This window comes from Streptomyces sp. NPDC000075, assembly GCF_040301925.1.
GTDB classification, from domain to species: domain Bacteria; phylum Actinomycetota; class Actinomycetes; order Streptomycetales; family Streptomycetaceae; genus Streptomyces; species Streptomyces polychromogenes.
Window position 1 is genome coordinate 42,040 of the sequence record NZ_JBEPFL010000024.1, and the last position, 20,467, is coordinate 62,506.

Annotated in this window: 16 protein-coding genes; 6 read left to right on the forward strand and 10 right to left on the reverse strand. The window is 73.5% G+C overall.

Annotated elements, in window-relative coordinates; all coding sequences use genetic code 11:
• Positions 1-12: 12 nt before the first annotated feature.
• The 7 genes from murD to rsmH form a co-directional block, all read right to left on the reverse strand.
• Positions 13-1,473 (reverse strand): UDP-N-acetylmuramoyl-L-alanine--D-glutamate ligase, encoded by a 1,461-nt coding sequence (gene murD / locus ABT403_RS25425; protein ID WP_344153986.1) that lies wholly within the window; start codon positions 1,471-1,473, stop codon positions 13-15.
• Complete coding sequence (mraY, locus tag ABT403_RS25430) at positions 1,455-2,525, reverse strand: phospho-N-acetylmuramoyl-pentapeptide-transferase (protein ID WP_344153983.1); 1,071 nt, start codon at positions 2,523-2,525, stop codon at positions 1,455-1,457. Before mraY ends, murD begins: the two co-directional genes overlap by 19 nt.
• Positions 2,522-3,940 (reverse strand): UDP-N-acetylmuramoyl-tripeptide--D-alanyl-D-alanine ligase, encoded by a 1,419-nt coding sequence (locus tag ABT403_RS25435; protein ID WP_344153980.1) that lies wholly within the window; start codon positions 3,938-3,940, stop codon positions 2,522-2,524. The genes mraY and ABT403_RS25435 overlap by 4 nt, the downstream gene beginning before the upstream one ends.
• Positions 3,937-5,631, reverse strand: a complete 1,695-nt coding sequence (locus ABT403_RS25440) for a UDP-N-acetylmuramoyl-L-alanyl-D-glutamate--2,6-diaminopimelate ligase (protein WP_344153977.1) — start codon at positions 5,629-5,631, stop codon at positions 3,937-3,939. Before ABT403_RS25440 ends, ABT403_RS25435 begins: the two co-directional genes overlap by 4 nt.
• Positions 5,632-5,674: 43 nt before the next feature.
• Positions 5,675-7,633, reverse strand: coding sequence for a peptidoglycan D,D-transpeptidase FtsI family protein (locus ABT403_RS25445; RefSeq protein WP_344153974.1), 1,959 nt, complete (start codon positions 7,631-7,633; stop codon positions 5,675-5,677).
• 105 nt (positions 7,634-7,738) lie between these two features.
• On the reverse strand, positions 7,739-8,278 hold the full coding sequence (ftsL, locus tag ABT403_RS25450; protein WP_344153971.1) for a cell division protein FtsL: 540 nt from the start codon (positions 8,276-8,278) through the stop codon (positions 7,739-7,741).
• Positions 8,275-9,234 carry a 16S rRNA (cytosine(1402)-N(4))-methyltransferase RsmH gene (gene rsmH / locus ABT403_RS25455; protein ID WP_344153968.1) on the reverse strand — a complete coding sequence of 320 codons (960 nt, stop codon included), beginning with the start codon at positions 9,232-9,234 and terminating at the stop codon, positions 8,275-8,277. The genes ftsL and rsmH overlap by 4 nt, the downstream gene beginning before the upstream one ends.
• A gap of 321 nt (positions 9,235-9,555) precedes the next feature.
• On the opposite strand from rsmH, the gene ABT403_RS25460 reads away from it, so the two are divergent.
• The 4 genes from ABT403_RS25460 (at position 9,556) to ABT403_RS25475 (ending at position 15,032) form a co-directional block, all read left to right on the forward strand.
• Positions 9,556-10,104 (forward strand): beta-class carbonic anhydrase, encoded by a 549-nt coding sequence (locus tag ABT403_RS25460; RefSeq protein WP_344153965.1) that lies wholly within the window; start codon positions 9,556-9,558, stop codon positions 10,102-10,104.
• Positions 10,105-10,240: 136 nt separating this feature from the next.
• Positions 10,241-11,251: an AAA family ATPase gene (locus tag ABT403_RS25465; protein ID WP_344153962.1), complete on the forward strand. Its 1,011-nt coding sequence runs from the start codon at positions 10,241-10,243 to the stop codon at positions 11,249-11,251.
• Positions 11,251-12,609 (forward strand): DUF58 domain-containing protein, encoded by a 1,359-nt coding sequence (locus tag ABT403_RS25470; RefSeq protein WP_344153959.1) that lies wholly within the window; start codon positions 11,251-11,253, stop codon positions 12,607-12,609. Before ABT403_RS25465 ends, ABT403_RS25470 begins: the two co-directional genes overlap by 1 nt.
• On the forward strand, positions 12,606-15,032 hold the full coding sequence (locus tag ABT403_RS25475; RefSeq protein ID WP_344153956.1) for a transglutaminase TgpA family protein: 2,427 nt from the start codon (positions 12,606-12,608) through the stop codon (positions 15,030-15,032). Before ABT403_RS25470 ends, ABT403_RS25475 begins: the two co-directional genes overlap by 4 nt.
• Before the next feature lie 279 nt (positions 15,033-15,311).
• On the opposite strand, the gene ABT403_RS25480 is transcribed toward ABT403_RS25475, so the two are convergent.
• The 3 genes from ABT403_RS25480 to ABT403_RS25490 are packed head-to-tail and all read right to left on the reverse strand — an operon-like array spanning position 15,312 to position 18,833.
• Positions 15,312-15,938 carry a TetR/AcrR family transcriptional regulator gene (locus ABT403_RS25480; protein WP_344153953.1) on the reverse strand — a complete coding sequence of 209 codons (627 nt, stop codon included), beginning with the start codon at positions 15,936-15,938 and terminating at the stop codon, positions 15,312-15,314.
• 29 nt (positions 15,939-15,967) lie between these two features.
• Entirely contained in the window at positions 15,968-18,046 is a 2,079-nt protein-coding gene (locus ABT403_RS25485) for a YhgE/Pip family protein (RefSeq protein WP_344153950.1), read from the reverse strand.
• Positions 18,018-18,833 (reverse strand): ATP-binding cassette domain-containing protein, encoded by an 816-nt coding sequence (locus tag ABT403_RS25490; protein WP_344153945.1) that lies wholly within the window; start codon positions 18,831-18,833, stop codon positions 18,018-18,020. Before ABT403_RS25490 ends, ABT403_RS25485 begins: the two co-directional genes overlap by 29 nt.
• A gap of 196 nt (positions 18,834-19,029) precedes the next feature.
• Here ABT403_RS25490 and ABT403_RS25495 point away from each other — a divergent pair, with 196 nt between their 5' ends.
• Together ABT403_RS25495 and ABT403_RS25500 are read left to right on the forward strand one after the other, a co-directional pair.
• Entirely contained in the window at positions 19,030-19,512 is a 483-nt protein-coding gene (locus tag ABT403_RS25495; RefSeq protein WP_344153943.1) for an SAV_6107 family HEPN domain-containing protein, read from the forward strand.
• 76 nt (positions 19,513-19,588) lie between these two features.
• A complete protein-coding gene (locus tag ABT403_RS25500; RefSeq protein ID WP_344153940.1) occupies positions 19,589-20,347 on the forward strand; it encodes a methyltransferase in 759 nt (252 codons plus the stop codon).
• Positions 20,348-20,467 lie beyond the last annotated feature (120 nt).

Genomic DNA, 20,467 nt, shown 5'->3' on the forward strand with positions numbered 1-20,467 from the left:
GGGCGCCCTCGGCTAGGCCGTGTCCGCGGCGCTCCCGGAGGCGAGTTCGCGTACCGCGCCGGCGAACGCGTCGCCCCGCTCGTTGTAGTTCGCGAACATGTCCATCGAGGCGCACGCGGGTGCCAGCAGGACGGTGTCTCCGGGCTCCGCGAGCCGGGCCGCTTCCCGGACCGCTGCGAGCATCGCCCCAGTGTCGGTCCGTTCGAGGTCGGTCACCGGGACCTCGGGCGCGTGTCGCGCCAGCGCCTCGGCGATCAGCGCCCGGTCGGCGCCCATGAGCACGACGCCCCGCAGCCGCTTCGCGGACTTCCGTACGAGTTCGTCGAAGGTCGCGCCCTTGGCGAGGCCGCCGGCGATCCAGACGACCGGTTCGAAGGCCGCGAGGGAGGCCTCGGCCGCGTGGGTGTTGGTGGCCTTGGAGTCGTCGACGTAGCGGACCCCGTCGACCTCGTCCACGTACGCCACGCGGTGCGCGTCGGGGCGGAAGTCGCGCAGCCCGTCGCGGACGGCCCGCGGCTCGACGCCGAAGGCGCGGGCCAGGGCCGCCGCCGCGAGGGCGTTGGCGATGTTGTGCGGGGCGGGCGGGTTGACGTCGTCGACGTGTGCCAGCTCCTGCGCGTTCTTCTGCCGGTTCTGCACGAACGCCCGGTCGACGAGGATCCCGTCGACCACCCCGAGCATGGACGGGCCGGGGGCGCCGAGGGTGAAGCCGATGGCCCGGCAGCCCTCCTCGACGTCGGCCTCCTCGACCAGCCGCTCGGTGGCGGGGTCGGCGACGTTGTAGACGCAGGCGACGGTGTTGCCCTCGTAGATCCGGCCCTTGTCGGCGGCGTACGCCTCCATGGAGCCGTGCCAGTCGAGGTGGTCCGGGGCCAGGTTGAGCACGGCCGCCGAGTGGGCGCGCACGGAGGGCGCCCAGTGCAGCTGGTAGCTGGAGAGCTCCACGGCGAGGACGTCGTACGTCTCCTCGCCGGTCACCACGTCGATGATGGGGGTGCCGATGTTGCCGACGGCCGCGGTCTTCAGACCGGCCGCCCGCAGGATCGAGGCCAGCATCTGGGTGGTGGTGGTCTTGCCGTTGGTGCCGGTGATGGCGAGCCAGGGGGCGGCGTTCTCCCCGCGCAGCTGCCAGGCGATCTCGACGTCGCCGACGACCTCCACGCCCGCCTCGGCGGCCGCCAGGAAGAGGGGGCTGTCGGGCTGCCAGCCCGGCGAGGTCACCACGAGGTCGGTGCCCTCGGGCAGCACCTCGCCGGCCCGCTCGCCGCTCTCCAGCCGGCCGAGGCGTACCCCGATGCCCAGCTCCGCGAGCTCGGCGGCCCGCGCACGGTGCGCGTCCCCGTCCCCGTTGTCGACGACGGTCACTACCGCGCCGAGGCCGGCCAGGGCGCGGGCGGCGCTGATGCCGCTCACGCCGAGGCCGGCGACGGTGATGTTCCGGTCCTGCCAGGGGGTCACTTGTCCGCTGCCCATCCCGCGTAGAAGAGGCCGAGACCCACGATCACGCACATGCCCTGGATGATCCAGAAGCGGACCACGACGAGGACTTCCGACCAGCCCTTGAGTTCGAAGTGGTGCTGGAGCGGGGCCATTCGGAAGACTCGCTTGCCGGTCAGCTTGAAGGAGCCGACCTGGATGACGACCGACATCGTGATGAGCACGAAGAGGCCGCCGAGGAGGGCCATCAGGAACTCCGTGCGGGAGCAGATGGCGAGACCCGCGAGCGCGCCGCCGAGCGCGAGCGAACCGGTGTCGCCCATGAAGATCTTGGCGGGCGAGGTGTTCCACCATAGGAAGCCGAAGCAGGCTCCCATGAGGGCGGAGGCGACGACCGCGAGGTCCAGCGGGTCTCGGACCTCGAAGCAGGCGTTGGGGTTGGTCAGGGTCACCGCGTTGGCGCAGGACTCCTGGAACTGCCAGACGCCGATGAAGGTGTAGGCGCCGAAGACCATCACGGCGGCGCCGGTGGCGAGGCCGTCCAGACCGTCGGTCAGGTTCACGCCGTTGGACATGGCCAGGATCATGAACAGGGCCCAGACCACGAACAGCACGGGGCCGATGGCCCAGCCGAAGTCCGTGACGAACGACAGCTTCGTGGAGGCGGGGGTGAGCCCGCGCGAGTCCTTGAACTGGAGCGCGAGCACCGCGAAGGCGATGCCGACGATCAGCTGGCCGGCCATCTTGGCCTTGGCCCGCAGACCGAGGGAACGCCGCTTGACGATCTTGATGTAGTCGTCGAGGTAGCCGACCAGGCCCATGCCCGCCATCAGGAACAGGACCAGCAGGCCCGAGAAGGACGGCGATTCGCCGGTGATGACCTTCGTCAGGGCGTAGGCGATGAGCGTGGCCAGGATGAAGGAGATACCGCCCATGGTGGGCGTGCCCTTCTTGCCCGCGTGGCCGCGGGGGCCGTCGTCGCGGATGAACTGGCCGTAGCCCTTGCGGGCCAGCAGCTTGATCAGCAGCGGGGTGCCGATGACGGTGAGGAACATGCCGATGACACCGGCGAACAGGATCTGCCTCATCGGCCGGCGACCTCACCCTCGAGCAGCGCCAGCGCCACCCGCTCCAGACCGACCGACCTGGAAGCCTTCACCAGCACGACGTCCCCCGGGCGCAGTTCACTGCGCAACAGGTCGACCGCCGCCTGCGCGTCGGACACGAGCACCGACTCCTCACCCCACGAACCCTCGTTATATGCGCCCAGCTGCAGCCAGGACGCTTCCCTGCCCCCGACTGCCACGAGCCTGCTCACGTTGAGCCGGACGGCAAGCCGCCCCACCGCGTCGTGCTCGGCCAGCGACGCGTCACCGAGCTCGGCCATGGGACCGAGCACCGCCCACGTACGTCCCCCGCCCTCCTTGCCGGCGCCGCCCATCGCGGCCAGTGCGCGCAGGGCGGCCCGCATGGATTCGGGGTTCGCGTTGTAGGCGTCGTTGACGATCGTGACGCCGTCCGCCCGCTCGGTGACCTCCATGCGCCACCGGGACAGGGTGCCCGCCCCGGAGAGCGCGGTGGCGATCTCCTCGGCCGACATGCCCAGGACATGGGCGACGGCGGCCGCGGCGAGCGCGTTCGACACGTGGTGCTCACCGTACAGGCGCAAGGTCACATCGCTGCACCCGGTCGGTGTGTGGAGTGTGAAGGAGGGCTGTCCCGAGGGGGTCATCCGCACTTCGGTCGCGCGTACGTCCGCGTCCTCGGCCTCGCCGAAGAGGACCGTACGGGCCTTCGTGCGGGAGGCCATCGCGCGCACCAGCAGGTCGTCGGCGTTGAGGACGGCGACGCCGCCCTCGGCCTCGGACGGCAGGGCCTCGACCAGCTCGCCCTTGGCCTGGGCGATGGCCTCGCGGCCGCCGAACTCGCCGATGTGGGCGGTGCCGACGTTCAGGACGAGGCCGATGCGCGGCGGGGTGAGCCCGGTGAGGTAGGCGATGTGCCCGATGCCGCGGGCGCCCATCTCCAGGACCAGGTGCCGGGTGTCCCCGGTGGCCTTCAGGGCCGTGAGCGGCAGGCCGATCTCGTTGTTGAGGGAGCCGGGCGTCCACACGGTGGGCGCGTGGTGCTGGAGCACCTGGGCGATCAGGTCCTTGGTGGAGGTCTTGCCGGCCGAGCCGGTCAGGGCGACCACGTCGGTGCCGAGCCGTCCGACGACGGCGCGGGCGAGGGCGCCGAGCGCCTTCTCCACGTCGTCGACCACGATCGCCGGAACGCCGACCGGCCGGGCGGCCAGGACGGCGGCGGCGCCGGCGGCGACCGCGCGCTCGGCGTAGTCGTGGCCGTCGACGTGCTCGCCGGCGAAGGCGGCGAAGAGGCTGCCGGGCTCCACCTGGCGGGAGTCGATGACGACCGGGCCGCTGATCAGCGCGGCGGTGTCCGGTATGTCGTGGGGCCGCCCGCCGGTGATGTCGGCGATCTCGGCGAGGGAGAGGGCGATCACTGGTTCACCTCGGCCTGTCGGGCACTGTGCTGGCGGTTCTCGATGGCCTCGCGGAGCACGGCGCGGTCGTCGAAGGGGCGTACGACGCCGGCCGTGTCCTGGCCCTGCTCGTGGCCCTTGCCCGCGACGAGGACGGTGTCCCCGGCCCCGGCGCGCGCGACGGCGGCGGCGATCGCCGCGGCCCGGTCGGCGTCGACGAGGACGGCGGCGCGCTCCTCGGCGGGGACGGAGACGGCGCCCTCGAACATCGCGGCGAGGATCTTCAGGGGGTCCTCGGAGCGCGGGTTGTCGGAGGTCAGGACGGCGGTGTCGGCGTAGCGGGCCGCCGCGGCGCCCATCGGGCCGCGCTTGGTGGTGTCCCGGTCGCCGCCGCAGCCGAGCACGATGTGCAGCTTGCCGGTGGTGACCTCGCGCAGGGCGCGCAGCACGGACTCGACGGCGTCGGTCTTGTGGGCGTAGTCGACGACGGCCAGGTACGGCTGGCCCGCGTCGACCCGCTCCAGCCGGCCGGGGACGCCCGGGACGGCGGCGACGCCGTCGGCGGCGGTCTGCGGGTCGAGCCCGGCGGCGGCCAGGGTGACGACGGCGGCGACGGTGTTGGCGACGTTGAACGGGCCGGGCAGCGGGGCCTTGGCCCGGACGCGCTGTCCTTCCGGCCCGACCAGGGTCAGGGTGGAGTCCATGTGGCCGCTGACCACGTCCTCGGCGCGCCAGTCGGCGGCCGGGTCCCCGGCGGCGGAGAAGGTGACGACCGGGATCGGCGACTCCTTGGCGAGGCGGCGGCCGTACTCGTCGTCCACGTTGACCACGCCGAGGCGGGCGCGGCGCTCGGTGAAGAGCTGCGCCTTGGCCTGGAAGTAGTCCTCCATGTCGGAGTGGAACTCCATGTGCTCCGGGCTGAGGTTGTTGAAGACGGCGACGTCGAAGACGCAGCCGTCGACCCGTCCCAGCACCAGTGCGTGGCTGGAGACCTCCATGGCGACGGCCTCGACGCCGCGTTCGCGCATGACGGCGAACAGGGCCTGGAGGTCGGTGGCCTCGGGGGTGGTGCGCTCGGACTTGATGCGCTCGTCGCCGATGCGCATCTCGACGGTGCCCACCAGTCCGGTGGTCTTGCCCGCCGCGCGCAGCCCGCCCTCGACGAGGTAGGCGGTGGTGGTCTTGCCGGAGGTGCCGGTGATGCCGAGCTGGAGCAGGGCTTCGCCGGGGCGGCCGTAGATCTCGGCGGCGAGCTCGCCCATCCGGCCGCGCGGGTCGGCGACGGCCAGGACGGGCAGGCCGGTCGCGGCGGCGCGTTCGGCGCCCGCCGGGTCGGTCAGCACGGCGGCAGCGCCGAGGGCGGCCGCCTGGGCGGCGAAGTCGGCGCCGTGCAGCCGGGCGCCGGGCAGGGCCGCGTACAGGTCGCCGGGGCGCACGGCACGGGAGTCGTGCGTGATGCCGGTGATCCGAGCGGCGCCGGACTCGGGCAGGCCCAGGAGGCCGGCCAGCTCGCCCAGGGGGATCGGGCGGGCGTTCACGGGCCGGGGCGCTCCCGGCGGCGCTGCCGGGGCGTCTTTCTGGGCGGTTCTGGGCTGATCAGCGTGGGGCACGGCGGTGAGCGTACCGGGCGCGGCGGCCCGCTCGCGAAGCGAGGGCCCGTCCTGGGCGGCTTCGGCCGTCTGGTTCCCGGGTTTCGGGGTGATCGTTGTCACTGATGGAGCCTCACGCGTGAGTGGTGGGACGGTCGGTTCTCTGTCAGGGCTGCGGGCTGGGCTGCGGTGGGGTGGGGGCGGCCGGCGGCGGGGCGGATCCGTAGGTCACCGGGAGGCCCGCGGGGGCCGTTCCGGTGGGCGCGACCTGGAGGGTCTTGAGTGCGAACTCCATGACCGTCTTGTAGATCGGGCCGCAGATCTGGCCGCCGAAGTAGCTGCCCTTGGTGGGGTTCTGGATGGCGCAGTAGACGGTGATCCGGGGGTTGTCGGCGGGTGCGAAGCCGGCGAAGGAGGCGGTGTAGCCCTTGTAGCGGCCGGTGGCGGGATCCACCCGGTTGGAGGTGCCGGTCTTGCCGCCGACCCGGTAGCCGGGGATCTTCGCCTTGGTTCCGGTGCCCTCCTGGTCGTCGACCACGGACTCCAGCATCTCGGAGAGGGTCTTGGCGGTCTGGGCGCTGATCACGCGGGTCTGCTCGGGTGCCGGGGCGGGGGTGAAGCGGCCGTCGGGGCCCTTGGTGCCGCGGACCAGGGTGGGGGTGATGCGGACGCCGCCGTTGGCGATGGTGGAGTAGACGGAGGCCGCCTGCATCGCGTTGAGGGACAGGCCCTGGCCGAAGGGGATCGTGTACTGCTGCGAGGTGGACCAGGCCTCCGGCCTGGCGAGGATGCCGCGGGACTCGCCGGGGTAGTTCAGGCCGGTGGGCCGTCCGATGCCGAACTTGTCCAGGTAGGAGTACAGGACCTTGTTGGCCTCGGGCTGGGTGGCGCCGAGCTGGCCGGTGGCCAGGATGGTGCCGATGTTGGAGGACTTGGCGAGGACCCCGTTGAGGGTCAGGTACCAGGTGGGGTGGTCGATGTCGTCCTTGAAGAGCCGGTCGCCCCGGTGCAGCCGGTTGGGGACCTCGACGTGGGTGTCGGGGGCGGCCTTCTTCTCCTCCAGGACGGCGGCCATGGAGATCACCTTGGCGGTGGAGCCGGGCTCGTACACGTCCTGGAGGGCGGCGTTGCCCAGGGCGGTGGAGCGGGCCCGGGTCAGGTCGTTGGGGTCGAAGCCGGGGGCGTTGGCCATGGCCAGCACCTCGCCGGTGCGGGTGTCCTGGACGACGACGTAGCCGCGGTCGGCGCCGGACTTCTCGACCTGTTCGGCGATGGCGCTCTGCGCGGCCCACTGGATGTCGCGGTCGATGGTCAGCTCGATGTCCTCGCCGGGCACGGCGGGCTTCTCGTGGGACCCGGCGGTGGGGACGCGGCGGCCGCCGGACTGGGCGTAGGTGATCTCGCCGTCCTTGCCGGCCAGCTTCTTGTCGAGGGCGGACTCCAGGCCGCCGCCGCCCTTGCCCTCGGCGTTGACGTAGCCCAGTATCCCGGCGGCGAGGTCGCCGTTCGGGTACACGCGCTTGCTGCTGTTCTCGTTGAAGACGCCGGCGATGACGTTGGCGCCGGGGCCGTTGCCGCGCTTGTCGGCGGCCGCCTTGTCGGCGAAGAGCTTCTTGAGGTCCCTGATCTGGTTCCAGACCTGGGGGGTCTGCCGGCGGGCCAGGACCACGTAGCGGGTGTCCTTGGTCTTCAGCCGGGCGGCGATCTCCCTGGCGTCCTTGCCGAGGATCGGCGCGAGGAGGGCCGCGGCCTGCTCGGGGGCGTCGGGGGCCTTGCTCTCCTGGGGGGTGAACATCTTCGGGTCGGCGGTGATGTCGTACGCGTCGACGCTGGTGGCCAGGGCGACGCCCTTGCGGTCGGTGATCTCCCCGCGCTCTGCGGCCAGGACGTAGCTGGCGAAGCGGTTCTCGGTGGCCTTGGCGGAGTAGGCGGAGGCGTCGACGGCCTGTACCTGGAGGAGCCGGACGACGAAGGCGACCATCACCAGGGTGAGCCCGACGCCGATCAGGCGCAGCCGCGGCTTGGGGCTGCCGAGGCGGATGGTGTGCGGGGTGCGCTGCGCGGGCTTCGCCGGCGGACGCCGCCCGGGACCGGGCACCCGGCGCGGAGGCTCCTTGGGGCTCACCGGCGGGCTCCGCAGAGCTCCGGGGAACGGGGGGCGGGCGGGGCGGTCAGAAGTCCCGCCGGGGAAACCCCCGGCGGGAGCTGGGGGAGGATCCGCGTCACGACGTCACCTGCCTGGGGTCGGGGTGGGCTGCGGGGTCCCGCTCGCGGCCGGGCCGGCCGGGCCGTCGGGGTTCTGCGTGGCGGCCGGAGCCGGTGGCGGCGCGGGCGTGGGCGTCGGGGAGGGGGGCGGCGGGGCCTCGGCCACCGCCGGGGTGCCGGCGGTCTTGCCGTCGGGGCCGAGGAAAACGGGGCTGCCGCCGGGCACCAGGCCGAGCTCGCGGGCCCTCCGCTGGAGGGCGTCGGGGGCCGAGTAGGCGTCGACGTCCCGCTGGAGGGCCTGCTGCTCGTCGGTCAGCGCGGTGGTCTCCTTCTTCAGCCGGCTCAGCTGGAAGGAGCCCTGGTTGAGCGCCGAGTTCAGCAGCAGCAGGCTGATCAGGCCGCCGGCCAGGAGCGCCACGACCAGGAGGACGAACGGCATCTTCGCCGCCTGCCGGGCACCGCCGGGGCCGCTCCCGCCGGTGCGGCCCCGGACGAGGCGGGCCGCCTGCCCACGGGTCAGCGTGGCCACCTTCCCGGCCCTCCCCGCCTTCCCGGCCTTGGTCACGGCCGCGCCTCGCGGATGCGCTCGACGCCCCGGAACCGGGCCGGGGCGGCCCGCCGGTTCTCGGCGATCTCCTCCTCGGTCGGCAGTTCCGCCCCCCGTGTGAGCAGCTTCAGCTTCGGCTGGTACTTCTCCGGTACGACGGGCAGCCCGGGCGGGGCCGTGGAGGTGGCGCCGGCCGTGAAGACCTGCTTGACGAGCCGGTCCTCCAGGGAGTGGTACGACAGGACCGCGATCCGCCCGCCGACCGAGATCCGGTCCACGGCGGCGGGGATGGCCCGCTCCAGTCCGGCCAGCTCCCCGTTGACCTCGATGCGCAGCGCCTGGAAGGTCCGCTTGGCGGGGTTGCCGCCGGTGCGCTTGGCCGCCTGCGGCAGCGCGTCGCGGATCAGCTCCACGAGGCGGGCGCTGTTGCTGAAGGGCTCCTTGGCGCGTTCACGCACGATCGCCGAGACGATCCGCTTGGCCTGCTTCTCCTCGCCGTACTGGCGCAGGATGCGCACCAGCTCGCCGGGGGCGTAGGTGTTGAGGACCTCGGCGGCGCTGATGCCGGTCGTCTGGTCCATGCGCATGTCCAGCGGCGCGTCCTGGGCGTACGCGAACCCGCGGTCGGCCTCGTCGAGCTGCATGGAGGAGACGCCGAGGTCGAAGAGGATGCCCTGGACGGTGGGGAGCCCCAGTCCGTCGAGGACCTCGGCGAGGTCGGCGTAGATCGCGTGGACGAGGGTGGCCCGGTCGCCGAAGGGCGCGAGCCGCTCGCCGGAGAGGCGCAGGGCCTCCTTGTCGCGGTCGAGGCCGATCAGGCGCGCCTCGGGGAACCGGGTCAGCAGGGCCTCGCTGTGGCCGCCGAGGCCGAGGGTGCAGTCGACGACGACGGCCCCCGGCCTCTCCAGCGCCGGGGCCAACAGGTCCAGGCACCGCTGGAGCATCACCGGGACATGTCGGGACTCGCTAGTCAAAGCGCCCTCTCAGATAACGGCGCGGCAGGCGTACGCCGCGCCGCACACGCGGAGTGTTACCAGGGGGCCGGGCGGCCGGTGGGGCCGGGCTCCGGCCGGTTCGCGTCACTTTAGTGCAACGCCCGCCCCGGTCAACGAACCGCCCCGCGCGCGGTGCGCCCCCGCCCCGGCGCACCCGCAAAAGCCGTGAATCACCCGGACGGCGGCCCCCGTATCACTCCTGTGGGTTAGCTCACAACGAGCTCCCGACAAGTGGGGATGACCTTCTTTGTCCACCCTCACCCCATGCCCGGACGGCCTGTGACCACTAACGTCGTATCCATGACGACATCCGCATCCCTGCCCGCACACCCCGCGCCCTCGGAATCCGGCGACTCCGTCACCGACAGGCTCGTAGCGGCCAACCGCCGCTACGCCTCCGAGTTCACCGACCCCGGCATGGACGCCCGTCCCGTCTTGCACGTGGCGGTCGTGGCCTGCATGGACGCCCGTCTCGACCTGCACAAGGCCCTCGGCCTGGAGCTCGGCGACTGCCACACCATCCGCAACGCCGGCGGCGTGGTCACCGACGACACCATCCGCTCGCTCACCATCAGCCAGCGCGCCCTGGGCACCCGCTCGGTCATACTCATCCACCACACCGGCTGTGGTCTCGAAAGCCTGACCGAGGACTTCCGGCACGAACTGGAGGACGAGGTCGGCCAGCGCCCCGCCTGGGCGGTCGAGGCCTTCCGCGACGTGGACCAGGACGTGCGCCAGTCCATGCAGCGGGTTCGCACCAACCCGTTCCTGCTCCACAAGGACGATGTGCGAGGCTTCGTCTTCGACGTGCACACCGGGCTCCTGCGGGAGATCGATCCGGCCACCTGAGTGACACAGCGCCCGGCGCCGTCAAGAATGCGGTGAGACGTCACCCGGAACCCTCCGGGGCGGTGTCCGTGTTTCGGGGCGGGCCGGACCGTGCGCCATGCGCGTCGGCCCTGTGGAATGGGCCGAGGAGAACCAGGTGACCACGTACGACGACCGAGCGAGCCTCGCTGATCTGACCAGCACGGCCGAGCGGGTCCGCCGGTCGGTCGAGCGCGTGATCGAGGGCAAGCCCGAGGTCGTCCGCCTCGCGCTGGTGGTCCTGCTGGCCGAGGGCCACCTGCTGATCGAGGACGTGCCCGGCGTCGGCAAGACGATGCTGGCCAAGACCCTGGCCAAGTCCATCGACTGCTCGGTCCAGCGCATCCAGTTCACCCCGGACCTGCTGCCCTCCGACATCACCGGCGTCAGCATCTACGACCAGCAGCGCCGCGAGTTCGAGTTCAAGCCCGGCGCGATCTTCGCGCAGATCGTGATCGGCGACGAGATCAACCGGGCCTCGCCGAAGACCCAGTCGGCGCTGCTGGAGTCGATGGAGGAGCGCCAGGTCACCATCGACGGCACCACCTACGCGCTGCCCAGCCCGTTCATGGTCGTCGCGACCCAGAACCCGGTCGAGATGGAGGGCACCTACCCCCTCCCCGAGGCCCAGCGCGACCGCTTCATGGCCCGCGTCTCGGTCGGCTACCCCAGCCCCGAGGCCGAGCTGGAGATGCTCGACGTGCACGGCGGGATCTCCCCGCTCGACGACCTCACCGCCGTCGCGCACGCCCACGACGTGGTCAAGCTGATAGAGGCCGTCCGCGAGGTGTACGTCGCGGTCCCGGTCAAGCGCTACGTCGTCGACCTGGTCTCCGCCACCCGCAGCCACCCGGACCTGCGCCTGGGCGCCTCCCCCCGCGCCACCCTGCACCTGCTGCGCGCCGTGAAGGCCTCCGCCGCCCTCTCCGGCCGCGACTACGTGCTGCCCGACGACGTCCAGCAGCTGGCCGCGCCCGTCCTCGCGCACCGCCTCCTGCCGACCGCGCAGGCCCAGCTGAACCGGCGCACCGCCGAGCAGGTCGTCCACGACATCCTCCAGCGCACCCCCGTCCCGGCCACCCACACCCGCGGCGAGGTACCGCCCGGCGCGGGCGCCCGGAGCTTCTGATGGGCGCCGGTGCCCAGGGCGGCGCCGGCGGGCAGGCCGGGAACCCCGGCGGGGTGCGCGCCTCGCTGTCCGGTCTCACCACGCGGGGCCGCTCGTTCCTCGCCGCCGGGGCCGCGGCCGCCGTCTGCGCCTACGTCCTCGGGCAGGACCAGCTGCTGCGGGTCGGGCTGCTGCTCGTCGTCCTGCCGCTGATCTGCGTCCTGGCCCTGCACCGCACCCGCCACCAGGTCACCGCCGGCCGCCGGCTGACCCCGCCGCGGGTGCCCGCCGGCGGCGAGGCCCGGGTGCGGCTCCGGCTGGAGAACGTCTCCCGGATGCCCACCGGCCTGCTGATGCTCCAGGACCGGGTGCCCTACGTCCTCGGGCCCCGCCCCCGCTTCGTCCTGGACCGGGTCGAGCCCGGCGGCCGCCGCGAGGTGTCCTACCGGGTCCGCTCCGACCTGCGCGGCCGCTACCCGCTGGGCCCCCTCCAGCTGCGGCTGACCGACCCCTTCGGGATGGTCGAGCTGACCCGCTCCTTCACCGCGTACGACACCCTCACCGTCGTCCCGCGCACCGAGCCCCTGCCCGCCGTGCGGATGACCGGCGAGGCGGGCGGCCACGGCGACGGCAGCCGCCGCTCCCTGGCCCTGGCCGGCGACGACGACGTCATCCCCCGCACCTACCGGCGCGGCGACGACCTGCGCCGCGTCCACTGGCGCTCCACCGCCCGCTACGGCGAGCTGATGGTCCGCCGCGAGGAGCAGCCCCAGCGCAGCAAGGCCACCGTCCTGCTGGACACCCGCTACCTCGCCTACGAGGGAGCCGGCCCCGACTCCGCCTTCGAATGGGCGGTGTCGGCCGCCGCCTCCACCCTGCTGCACGTCCTCGAACAGGGCTTCGCGGCCCGGCTGCTCACCGACACCGGGGACGCGGTGCCCGGCGCGGGCGCCTTCGCCGGCGGGAGCACCGCCGGCGGCCCGGAGTCCGTCGAGGCGGCCGGGCTGATGATGGACACCCTCGCGGTCGTCGGCCACTCCGAGGGCAGCGGCCTGGGCCGCGCCCACGACGCGCTGCGCGGCGGGGCGGTCTCCGGCTCCGGCGGCGACGGACTGCTGGTCGCCTTCTTCGGCGACCTGGACGACGAACAGGCCGAGCTGGCCGCCCGGATGCGGCAGCGCAGCGCGGCCGCGGTCGCCTTCGTCCTGGACCCCGCGCTCTGGGCCGGGGCGCCCACGCGGGTGGAGGAGCGGCTGCGCAGGCTGCGCGACGCGGGCTGGACGGCACTGGCCGTACCGCCCGGCGCGGCCTTCGGCGACCTGTGGCGCCAGGCCGGGAACGCCCCCCTCGGCATGCGGACCCCCGGAGGCACGGTATGAGCGGGCGCACCCGCGTGACGATCTTCGGAGCGCTGGCGACGCTGCTGACCTCCTGGTCGCTGACCCCGCTGGTGGAGACCTCCGGCTGGCTGGTCCAGGCGGCGCTGCTGCTGGCCGTGCAGGCCGCGGTGGGCGCCGGGGGGCGGCGGGTGCCGCTGGCCCGGACGCTGACCGTGGGCGCCCAGCTGCTGGCGTCGCTGCTGCTGCTCGTCTTCCTCTTCGCGGGGAAGGCCGAGTCCACCGGAGGCGGGCCGCTGGCCTTCCTGGTCACCGATTTCGCGGGACTGTTCCAGCAGGGCGTGCGGGACGTCGGCGAGTTCGCCATACCCGCGCCGCTGACCGACGGCATCCGGCTGCTGCTGCTGGCCGGGGTGCTGCTGATCGGGCTGCTGGTGGACCTGCTGGCGGTGACGCTGCGGACGGCCGCGGCGGCCGGACTGCCGCTGCTGGCGCTGTACTCGGTCGCCGCCGGGCTGTCGGCCGGGCACGGACAGCCCTGGATCGCGTTCCTGCTCGCCGGTGCGGGCTACCTGATGATGCTGCTGTCGGAGGGCCGCGACCGGCTGGCCCAGTGGGGCCGGGTCTTCGGCGGGGCCCCGAACGCCCGTACGCCCGCCTCCGCCGCCTCCGGCTACGGGGCGAACGGGGCCGGGGGCACCCGCGCCGTGGCCCCCGTACGCACCGGGCGGCGGATCGGCGCGGTCGCGCTGGGCCTGGCCCTGGCCGTGCCGGCCGCACTGCCGTCGCTCGGCGGCGGGATGCTGGGCGCCCCGGGCGAGGACTCCCCCTCGGCGGGCGGGGGCGGCGGCACGATCTCGGCGGTGAACCCGCTGGTCTCGCTGCAGAGCAGCCTGAACGCGCAGGACAACCGGGTCGTCATGAAGTACCGCACGGACAGCCCGCAGCTCGGCGAGCAGTACCTGCGGATCCTGGCCCTCGACGAGTTCAACGGGGTCAAGTGGGAGGCGTCCGCCCGCCCGCTGACGGACGTCCCGCAGCGGCTGCCGAACCCGGCGGGGCTCACCGAGGAGGTCCGCGAGAACGCGGCCGAGGTCCGCACGACGGTCTCGGCGGCGGACACGTACGCCCAGCGCTACCTGCCGATGCCGTACCCGGCGACGCAGGTCGACATCGCCGGGAAGTGGCGCTTCGAGCCCGCCGGCCGGACCCTGGTCGGCGACCAGCTCGGCAAGGACCGCTTCCAGAACGTGCAGGGCGCGCAGTACACCGTACGGAGCCTGCTGCTGCGGCCCACGGCGGAGCAGCTGCAGTCGGCGCCGGCCGCGAACCCGGCGGTGCGCGGGGAGTACACGAAGCTGCCGGACAACCTGCCGCCGGTGGTGGCGGAGACGGCGCGACGGGTGACCCAGGGCGCGCGGGACGACTACACGCGGGCGGTCAAGCTCCAGGACTTCTTCGCCGTGACCGGCGGCTTCCGCTACGACACGAAGGTGTCCTCGGGTACGGGTTCGCAGGCCATCGCCCGTTTCCTGGAGGACAAGGAGGGCTTCTGCGTCCACTTCGCCTTCTCGATGGCGGCGATGTCGCGGACGCTGGGGATACCGGCGCGGGTCGCGGTCGGTTTCACCCCGGGCGAGAAGCAGTCCGACGGTACGGTGAACGTCTCGATGCGGGACGCGCACGCCTGGCCGGAGCTGTACTTCGAGGGCGTGGGCTGGACCCGGTTCGAGCCGACCCCCCGCTCGGGCATCACGCTGCCGGACTACAGCCGTCCCGAGGCCCCGGCCCCGCAGCCGTCCGCCTCGTCCGCGGCGCCCTCGCAGTCGGCGTCGGCCCCGGCGCCCGCCCCCTCGCAGTCCGAGGCCTGCCCGCCGGAGCTGAAGAAGCTCGGCGAGTGCGGGGCCGCGGTGGCGCAGCGGAACACCGGGTCCGGTGCGGGCGGGGTGTCGGCGGGGACGGTCCTCGGCTGGGCCGCGGTGGCCGTGCTGGCGGCCGGGATCCCGCTGCTGCCGCTGCTGTGGCGCCGCCGGGTGCGTGAGCGGCGGCTGGGCCCGGGCGACGTGCCCGCCGCCTGGCGGGAGCTGGGCGACTGCGCCTGGGACGTCGGCATCCCGCCGGACGAGGCGCTGTCTCCGCGCGGCGCGGCCGGACGGATCGTGCTGCTGGGCCGGCTGGAGGGCGGGGCCGCGGAGGCCGTGCACCGGGTGGCGGGCGCGGTGGAGCGGGAGCTGTACGCGCCGCCCGGCACGGAGGTCGCGTACCCCGGGCTGGCCGCGGACGTCCTCACGGCCCGGGCGGCCCTCCTGGCCGGCCTCGGCCGGTGGTCCCGGCTGCGGGCGCTGCTGCTGCCGAGGTCGGGGGCGCGGGTGTCCGCCGCCGTCTCGGCCCGGCTGTCGGCCGTCTCGTCGGCGCTGTCCCGGGCCGGCGGCCGCATCCGTCTCCCCCTGCGCGGCCGGGGCTGACGGTCCGGACGGGGGCCGCCCCCGGGACACGCTGAAACGCCGGTGCGTCCGGGCTCGTTCCCCCTGAGCCCGGACGCACCGGCGTTCTGTTTCCCGGGCCGCAGCCGGTCCGCTCCGTGGCCCCGTGTCCGCGGTGCGGGCCGACCCGCCCTCGTCCCCGACCCCCAGTCTGCTGTTTACGCAGGTGGGAGCCCATCCGTACGCGTACTCATCTGTGTACCTGAGTACGGATACTCAGTTCTACGCCGCCGCCCGCCCCGGGCGGCACCGCCGACCGGGTCACCGGCTCCCGCTGACCCGCCCCCGCAGCAGCAGCGACAGCGCCGAGTGGACGTCGTCCAGCGACCGCTCGCTCTGGAAGGCCTGCCAGTCCAGCGCGGCCACCAGCACCATCCCGACCAGCGCCGCCGCCGTCAGCGGCACGTCGATCTCGGCGCTGAGCTCGCCGCGCTCGACCCCTTCCCGCAGCACCGACTCGACGACCGCCACCGCCTGGCCCCGGACCACCATCAGGGTGCCCTGCCAGGCGCGGTTGGTCCGCCAGAGTTCGGCGACGTAGAGCTGGGTGAAGGCGGGGTAGCGGTGGATGAAGACCAGGCCCGCCCGGATCATCGCGTCGAGGGCCTCGATCCGGGTGCCGCCGCGTGCCTCCGTCCCGTCGGCGGCCTCCCGCAGCGAGGCGGTCAGCAGACCCACCCCGTGCCGCAGGAGCTCCTCGAAGAGTTCGGTCTTGCTCGCGAAGTTGTAGTAGACGGTGCCCTTCGCCACGCCCGCCCGCTCGGCGATCTCGTCGACCGTGGTCGCGGAGAAACCCTGCTCCGCGATGAGGGTGACGGCCGCCTCGTACAGCTTCTGTCGCGTGGCCTGCCGCCGGGCCCCGCCGGCGGTGGTGCTGCTGCTTTCCATGGCGCTGATTCTCACAGGTCAACGGCCCCTTACAGGCTCAGTTCCGGGTGCAGCCGGTCCATCGTCCACACCTGCTTGCCGCGCGCGGCGAGGGCGGTGAGGGCCAGGGCCCCGGCGGTGAAGGCCACGAGGACCGCGCAGCCCTGCCACACCGGCGTGAGGTCGCCGCCGGTGATCAGGCGGCGCAGGCTCGCGACGATGTACGACATCGGCAGGTACGGGTGGATGGCGTTGAAGAAGCCGGGGCTGGTCTGGACGGGGTAGGTGCCGCCCGCCGAGGTCAGCTGGAGCATCAGGACGGCGAGGACCAGGATGCGTCCGGCGGCGCCGAACTTGGCGTTGAGCCACTGGATGATCGCCGCGAAGCAGGCGGTGACCAGGACCAGGAACGCGACGGTCAGGGCCGGGTGGGCCATCTCCAGGCCGAGGCCCCAGTGCAGTACGGACATCAGCGCGCCGACCTGCGCGGCGCCGAGGCCGACCACGGGCAGCCAGCCCGCGAAGGCGATCCGCCAGGACGAGGCGCCGGCGGCCAGGGCCCGCTTGTTCATGGGGGCGATCAGCATGTAGGCGACCATCGCGCCCACCCAGAGGGAGAGCGGGATGAAGTAGGGCGCGAAGCCGGTGCCGTAGTTGGGCGCCTTGTGCAGGGGGTCGCTGGCGAGCTGGACCGGGTCGGCCATGACCTGCGTACGGGCGTCGCGCTGCCGCTGGTCGTAGTCCGGGATCTTGCCCGCGCCGTCGTGGAGGCCGCCGGCGAGCGTGCCGGTGCCGTCGACCAGCTTGAACATGCCTCCGTTGAGCTTCTGGGCGCCGTCGCCGAGCTTGCCGACGCCCTCGCCGAGCTTGCCGGAGCCGCCGGCGGCGGTGCCGATGCCGCTGTGGAGCTTGACCATGCCGTCGGCGACCTGGTGGGCGCCGTCGTTGAGGGCGTTGGCCTTGGCCACGGCGGCGTTGAGGTCACCGGCGAGGCCGGGGGCCTTGTCGGCGAGTTCGCGGGCCTTGTTCTCCAGGTCGGTCAGCTGGCCCTGGAGCTTGGTGATGTCGCCCTTGGAGTTGCCGAGGACGGTGTTGACGTCACCGCTGAGCAGGGCGGCCTGGGCCGCGTCGTCCCTGGCGGTCTTCGCGTCGGCGCAGAAGGCCGGGGCCGGCTGGGCGGAGCAGTACTTCGTGTAGAAGCCGTCGGTGCGGTCGGCCACCCGCTTGGTGAGGGCGGCCGCGGCGGGGGCCTTCTCGGCGAACTTGGCGAGGTGCAGGTTGACGACGTGGGCGGTGTCGCCGACCAGCTTGGCGGTGTCCGCGAGGTTCTTGGGGTCCTTGACGAACGGGCGGGCCTTCTCGGCGGCGCCGTTTGCCAGGTCGGCTACCTTCTGGGTGCCCTCGGCGACCTGCCGGGAGCCGGTCTCCAGCTTGCCCGCGGCCTCGTTCAGCTTGTTCAGGCCGCCCGTGAGCTCCCCGGACTTCTCCTTGGCCGTGTCGAGGCCGTCGGCGAGGTCCTTGGCTCCCTGCTGGGCCTTGCCCGCGCCGTCCTTGAGCTTGTCGGCGCCGTCGGCGGCCTCGGCGGTCTTGTCGTGGAGGTCGGAGAAGGAGACGAAGATCTTGTCGAGGAACCTGCGGGAGGCCTTGGTGGAGGCGGCCGAGCGGACCTCGGAGAAGACGGTGCGCGAGATCGAGCCGACGATGTAGTTGTTGGCGTCGTTCGTGCGGACCTGGAGGGCCCCGGTGGTGGGGTCGGCGCCGCCGCTGGAGGCGATCTTCTCGCTGAAGTCGGCGGGCATGGTCAGGGAGAGGAAGTACGTGCCGTCCTCCAGCCCCTTGGCCGCCTCGTCGGCGCTGACCATGCGCCAGTCGAAGGTCTTGCGCTCGCGCAGGTTCTTCGTCAGCTCACCGCCGACGTCGAGGTGCTCACCGTTCACGGTGGCGCCCTTGTCGGCGTTGACGAGGGCGACGGGGACCTGGTCGAGGCGCTTGTACGGGTCCCAGAACGACCAGAGGTACAGGGCTCCGTAGAGCAGCGGCAGCAGGAGCAGCGCGACGAGGGCGGCCCGGGGGAGCTTCCCCCGCCCGAACCGCTTCAGCTCAAGCGCGGCCAGTTTCGGCGAGCGCATCGTCCGCCCCCTTCGTGTCTCCGTCTTCGCCCGCGGTTTCGACTGCGGCGGCTTCGTCTGCTTCGGTCTGGTCTGCTTCGGTTTTCGGCCGGGGGCCCGTGCGGACGACCGTCGCGTCCTCGGGGGCCTCGCTGCACACCGCGAGGACCGTGGTCCCCCGGGCGGCGACCGAGCGGAGCAGGGTCCACGCCTCGGCGCGTTCGGCGTCCGAGAGCTTGAGGTCGAGGTCGTCGAGGGCCAGCAGCCGGGGGCCGCCCAGCAGGGCGATGGCCACGGACAGCCGGATGGCCTCCAGCCGTTCCAGGTCCCTGACGGAGGTGCGCATGCCCTTCGGCAGGGTGGCCGGGTCGAGCCCGACGGCGGCCAGGGCCTGCTCGATCCGCACCCGGGCCGGGGCCGGGGCGTGCGCGCCGCGCCGGCGCAGCAGGGCGCGCACGGGGGCGTCGTAGCGCCGCTGGAGCATGGCGCCCTCGTGGAGCTGCTCGGCGACGGTGAGGGCCTGGTCGAGGTCGTTGACGCCGGGGACCGGGCCGAGGGCGGTGGTCCGGCGGACCGCGGCCATCTTCTTCGGCAGCCGGTGGCGGCCGATCTCGGCATGGCCCTCGGTGGGCTTCATCCGCCCGGTGAGGGCGAGGAGCAGGCAGGTGCGGCCGCTGCCGGAGGGGCCTTCGACCGCGATGAGCGAGCCGGGCGCCGCGTCGACCGCGATGTCCCGGAAGACCCAGCCGCGCGGGCCCTTGAGTCCGAAGCCCTCGGCCTTGACGGCGGCGCCGTGCGGGCTGTCCACGCCCTCCCCCTTCTTTTGAACTGACCGGTCAGTTCAAAAACTAGCAGGTTCGGGACCAAGGTCGCCGCAAGAGGGGGACTTTGGGGGAGAAAGAGCAGGTCAGGGCGATTGTCAGTGGGGGCCGTCACGATGGATCCACGCACGGACACGCACCACCCGGCACCGCCGAGCACCACGCAACGACAGGAGGTTCGTCATGGCCACACCGTCCCCGTCCCCTGTCCACCCCGTCCCGCGCAGGGCCGCCGCGCCGCCGGCCGCCCTGGACCTGCTCGCCAAGGCCCGTTGCGGCCTGGCCGAGGCGGCCCTGCTGCCCCGGCCCAACGAGCGGTACGCCACCGCCCACCTGGCCGCCCTGCGCGCCGCCGCGGCGGTACTCGCCGCGCGCGGCAGGCCCGAGCCGGTCAACCCGAGGCGGCGGCCCCGGATCCGCAGCGCGTGGGAGGTGCTGCCGGAGATAGCGCCGGAGCTGACCGAGTGGAGCGCCCTCTTCGCCTCCGGCGCCGCCCGCCGGGCCCGGGCCGAGGCGGGGATACCGGACGCGGCGAGCAGCCGGCAGGCGGACGACCTCGTACGGGAGGCCGGGATGTTCCTGCGCCTGGTGGAACGGATGCTCGCGCTCCAGCCCCCGGCACAGCCCCTCCCGCAGCCTCGTCCGGAGCGTCCGGACGCGGGATGAGCTGCGCGGTCGGCCGAGGCAATAGGGTGGGACACGCACCGCATCCCGCACTCACCCCGCCGAGGAGCCATCAGCCGTGTCGGACACTTCCCGCCCCCGTGCCTCCCTCCGCACCGCCGTGGTGTGGGAGGTCCTCCAGGAGGCCCTCGACCGCCGGGTGAAGGCGACCGGGCGGGATGTCCTGGACGTCCTCGACACCGGCGGGGGCACCGGCAAGTTCGCCGTGCCCCTCGCCCGGCTGGGCCACCGGGTGACCGTGGTCGACCCCAGCCCGAACGCGCTGTTCGGGCTGGAGCGCCGGGTCGCCGAGGAGGGCGTCGCCGACCTGGTGCGCGGGGTCCAGGGCGACGCCCAGGGCCTGCTGGACGTCGTCGAGCGGGACGCGTACGACGTGGTGCTCTGCCACGGCGTGCTGGAGTACGTGGACGACCCGGCCGAGGGCGTCGCCAACGCCGTCGCCGCGCTGCGCCCCGGCGGCGTCCTCAGCCTGCTCGGCGCCGGCGTCGGCGGGGCCGTCCTCGCGCGGGCGCTCGCCGGGCACTTCACCGAGGCCCGCACCGCCCTCACCGACCCGGCGGGGCGCTGGGGCTCCGGCGACCCGGTGCCGCGCCGCTTCACCGCCGAGCAGCTGGCGGAGCTGGTCGGCGGGGCCGGCCTGGAGGTCGGCGCCGTGCACGGCGTACGGGTCTTCGCCGACCTGGTGCCCGGCGTCCTGGTGGACACCGAGCCGGGCGCGGTGGAGGCGCTGCTGCGACTGGAGGAGGCCGCCGCCGAGCTGCCCGCCTTCCACGCGGTGGCCACGCAGCTGCACGTCCTGGGCGAGAAGCACGCCTGATCTGCGGGCCCGCTCCCGGGTGACCTGCGCGAGACCCCTCCGTTCCCGCGCCGTGACCCGTATGATCGGTACACCGCTCGGCATGGCGGACCGCTCATTGGGGAATAAGCGCCTCAGTGA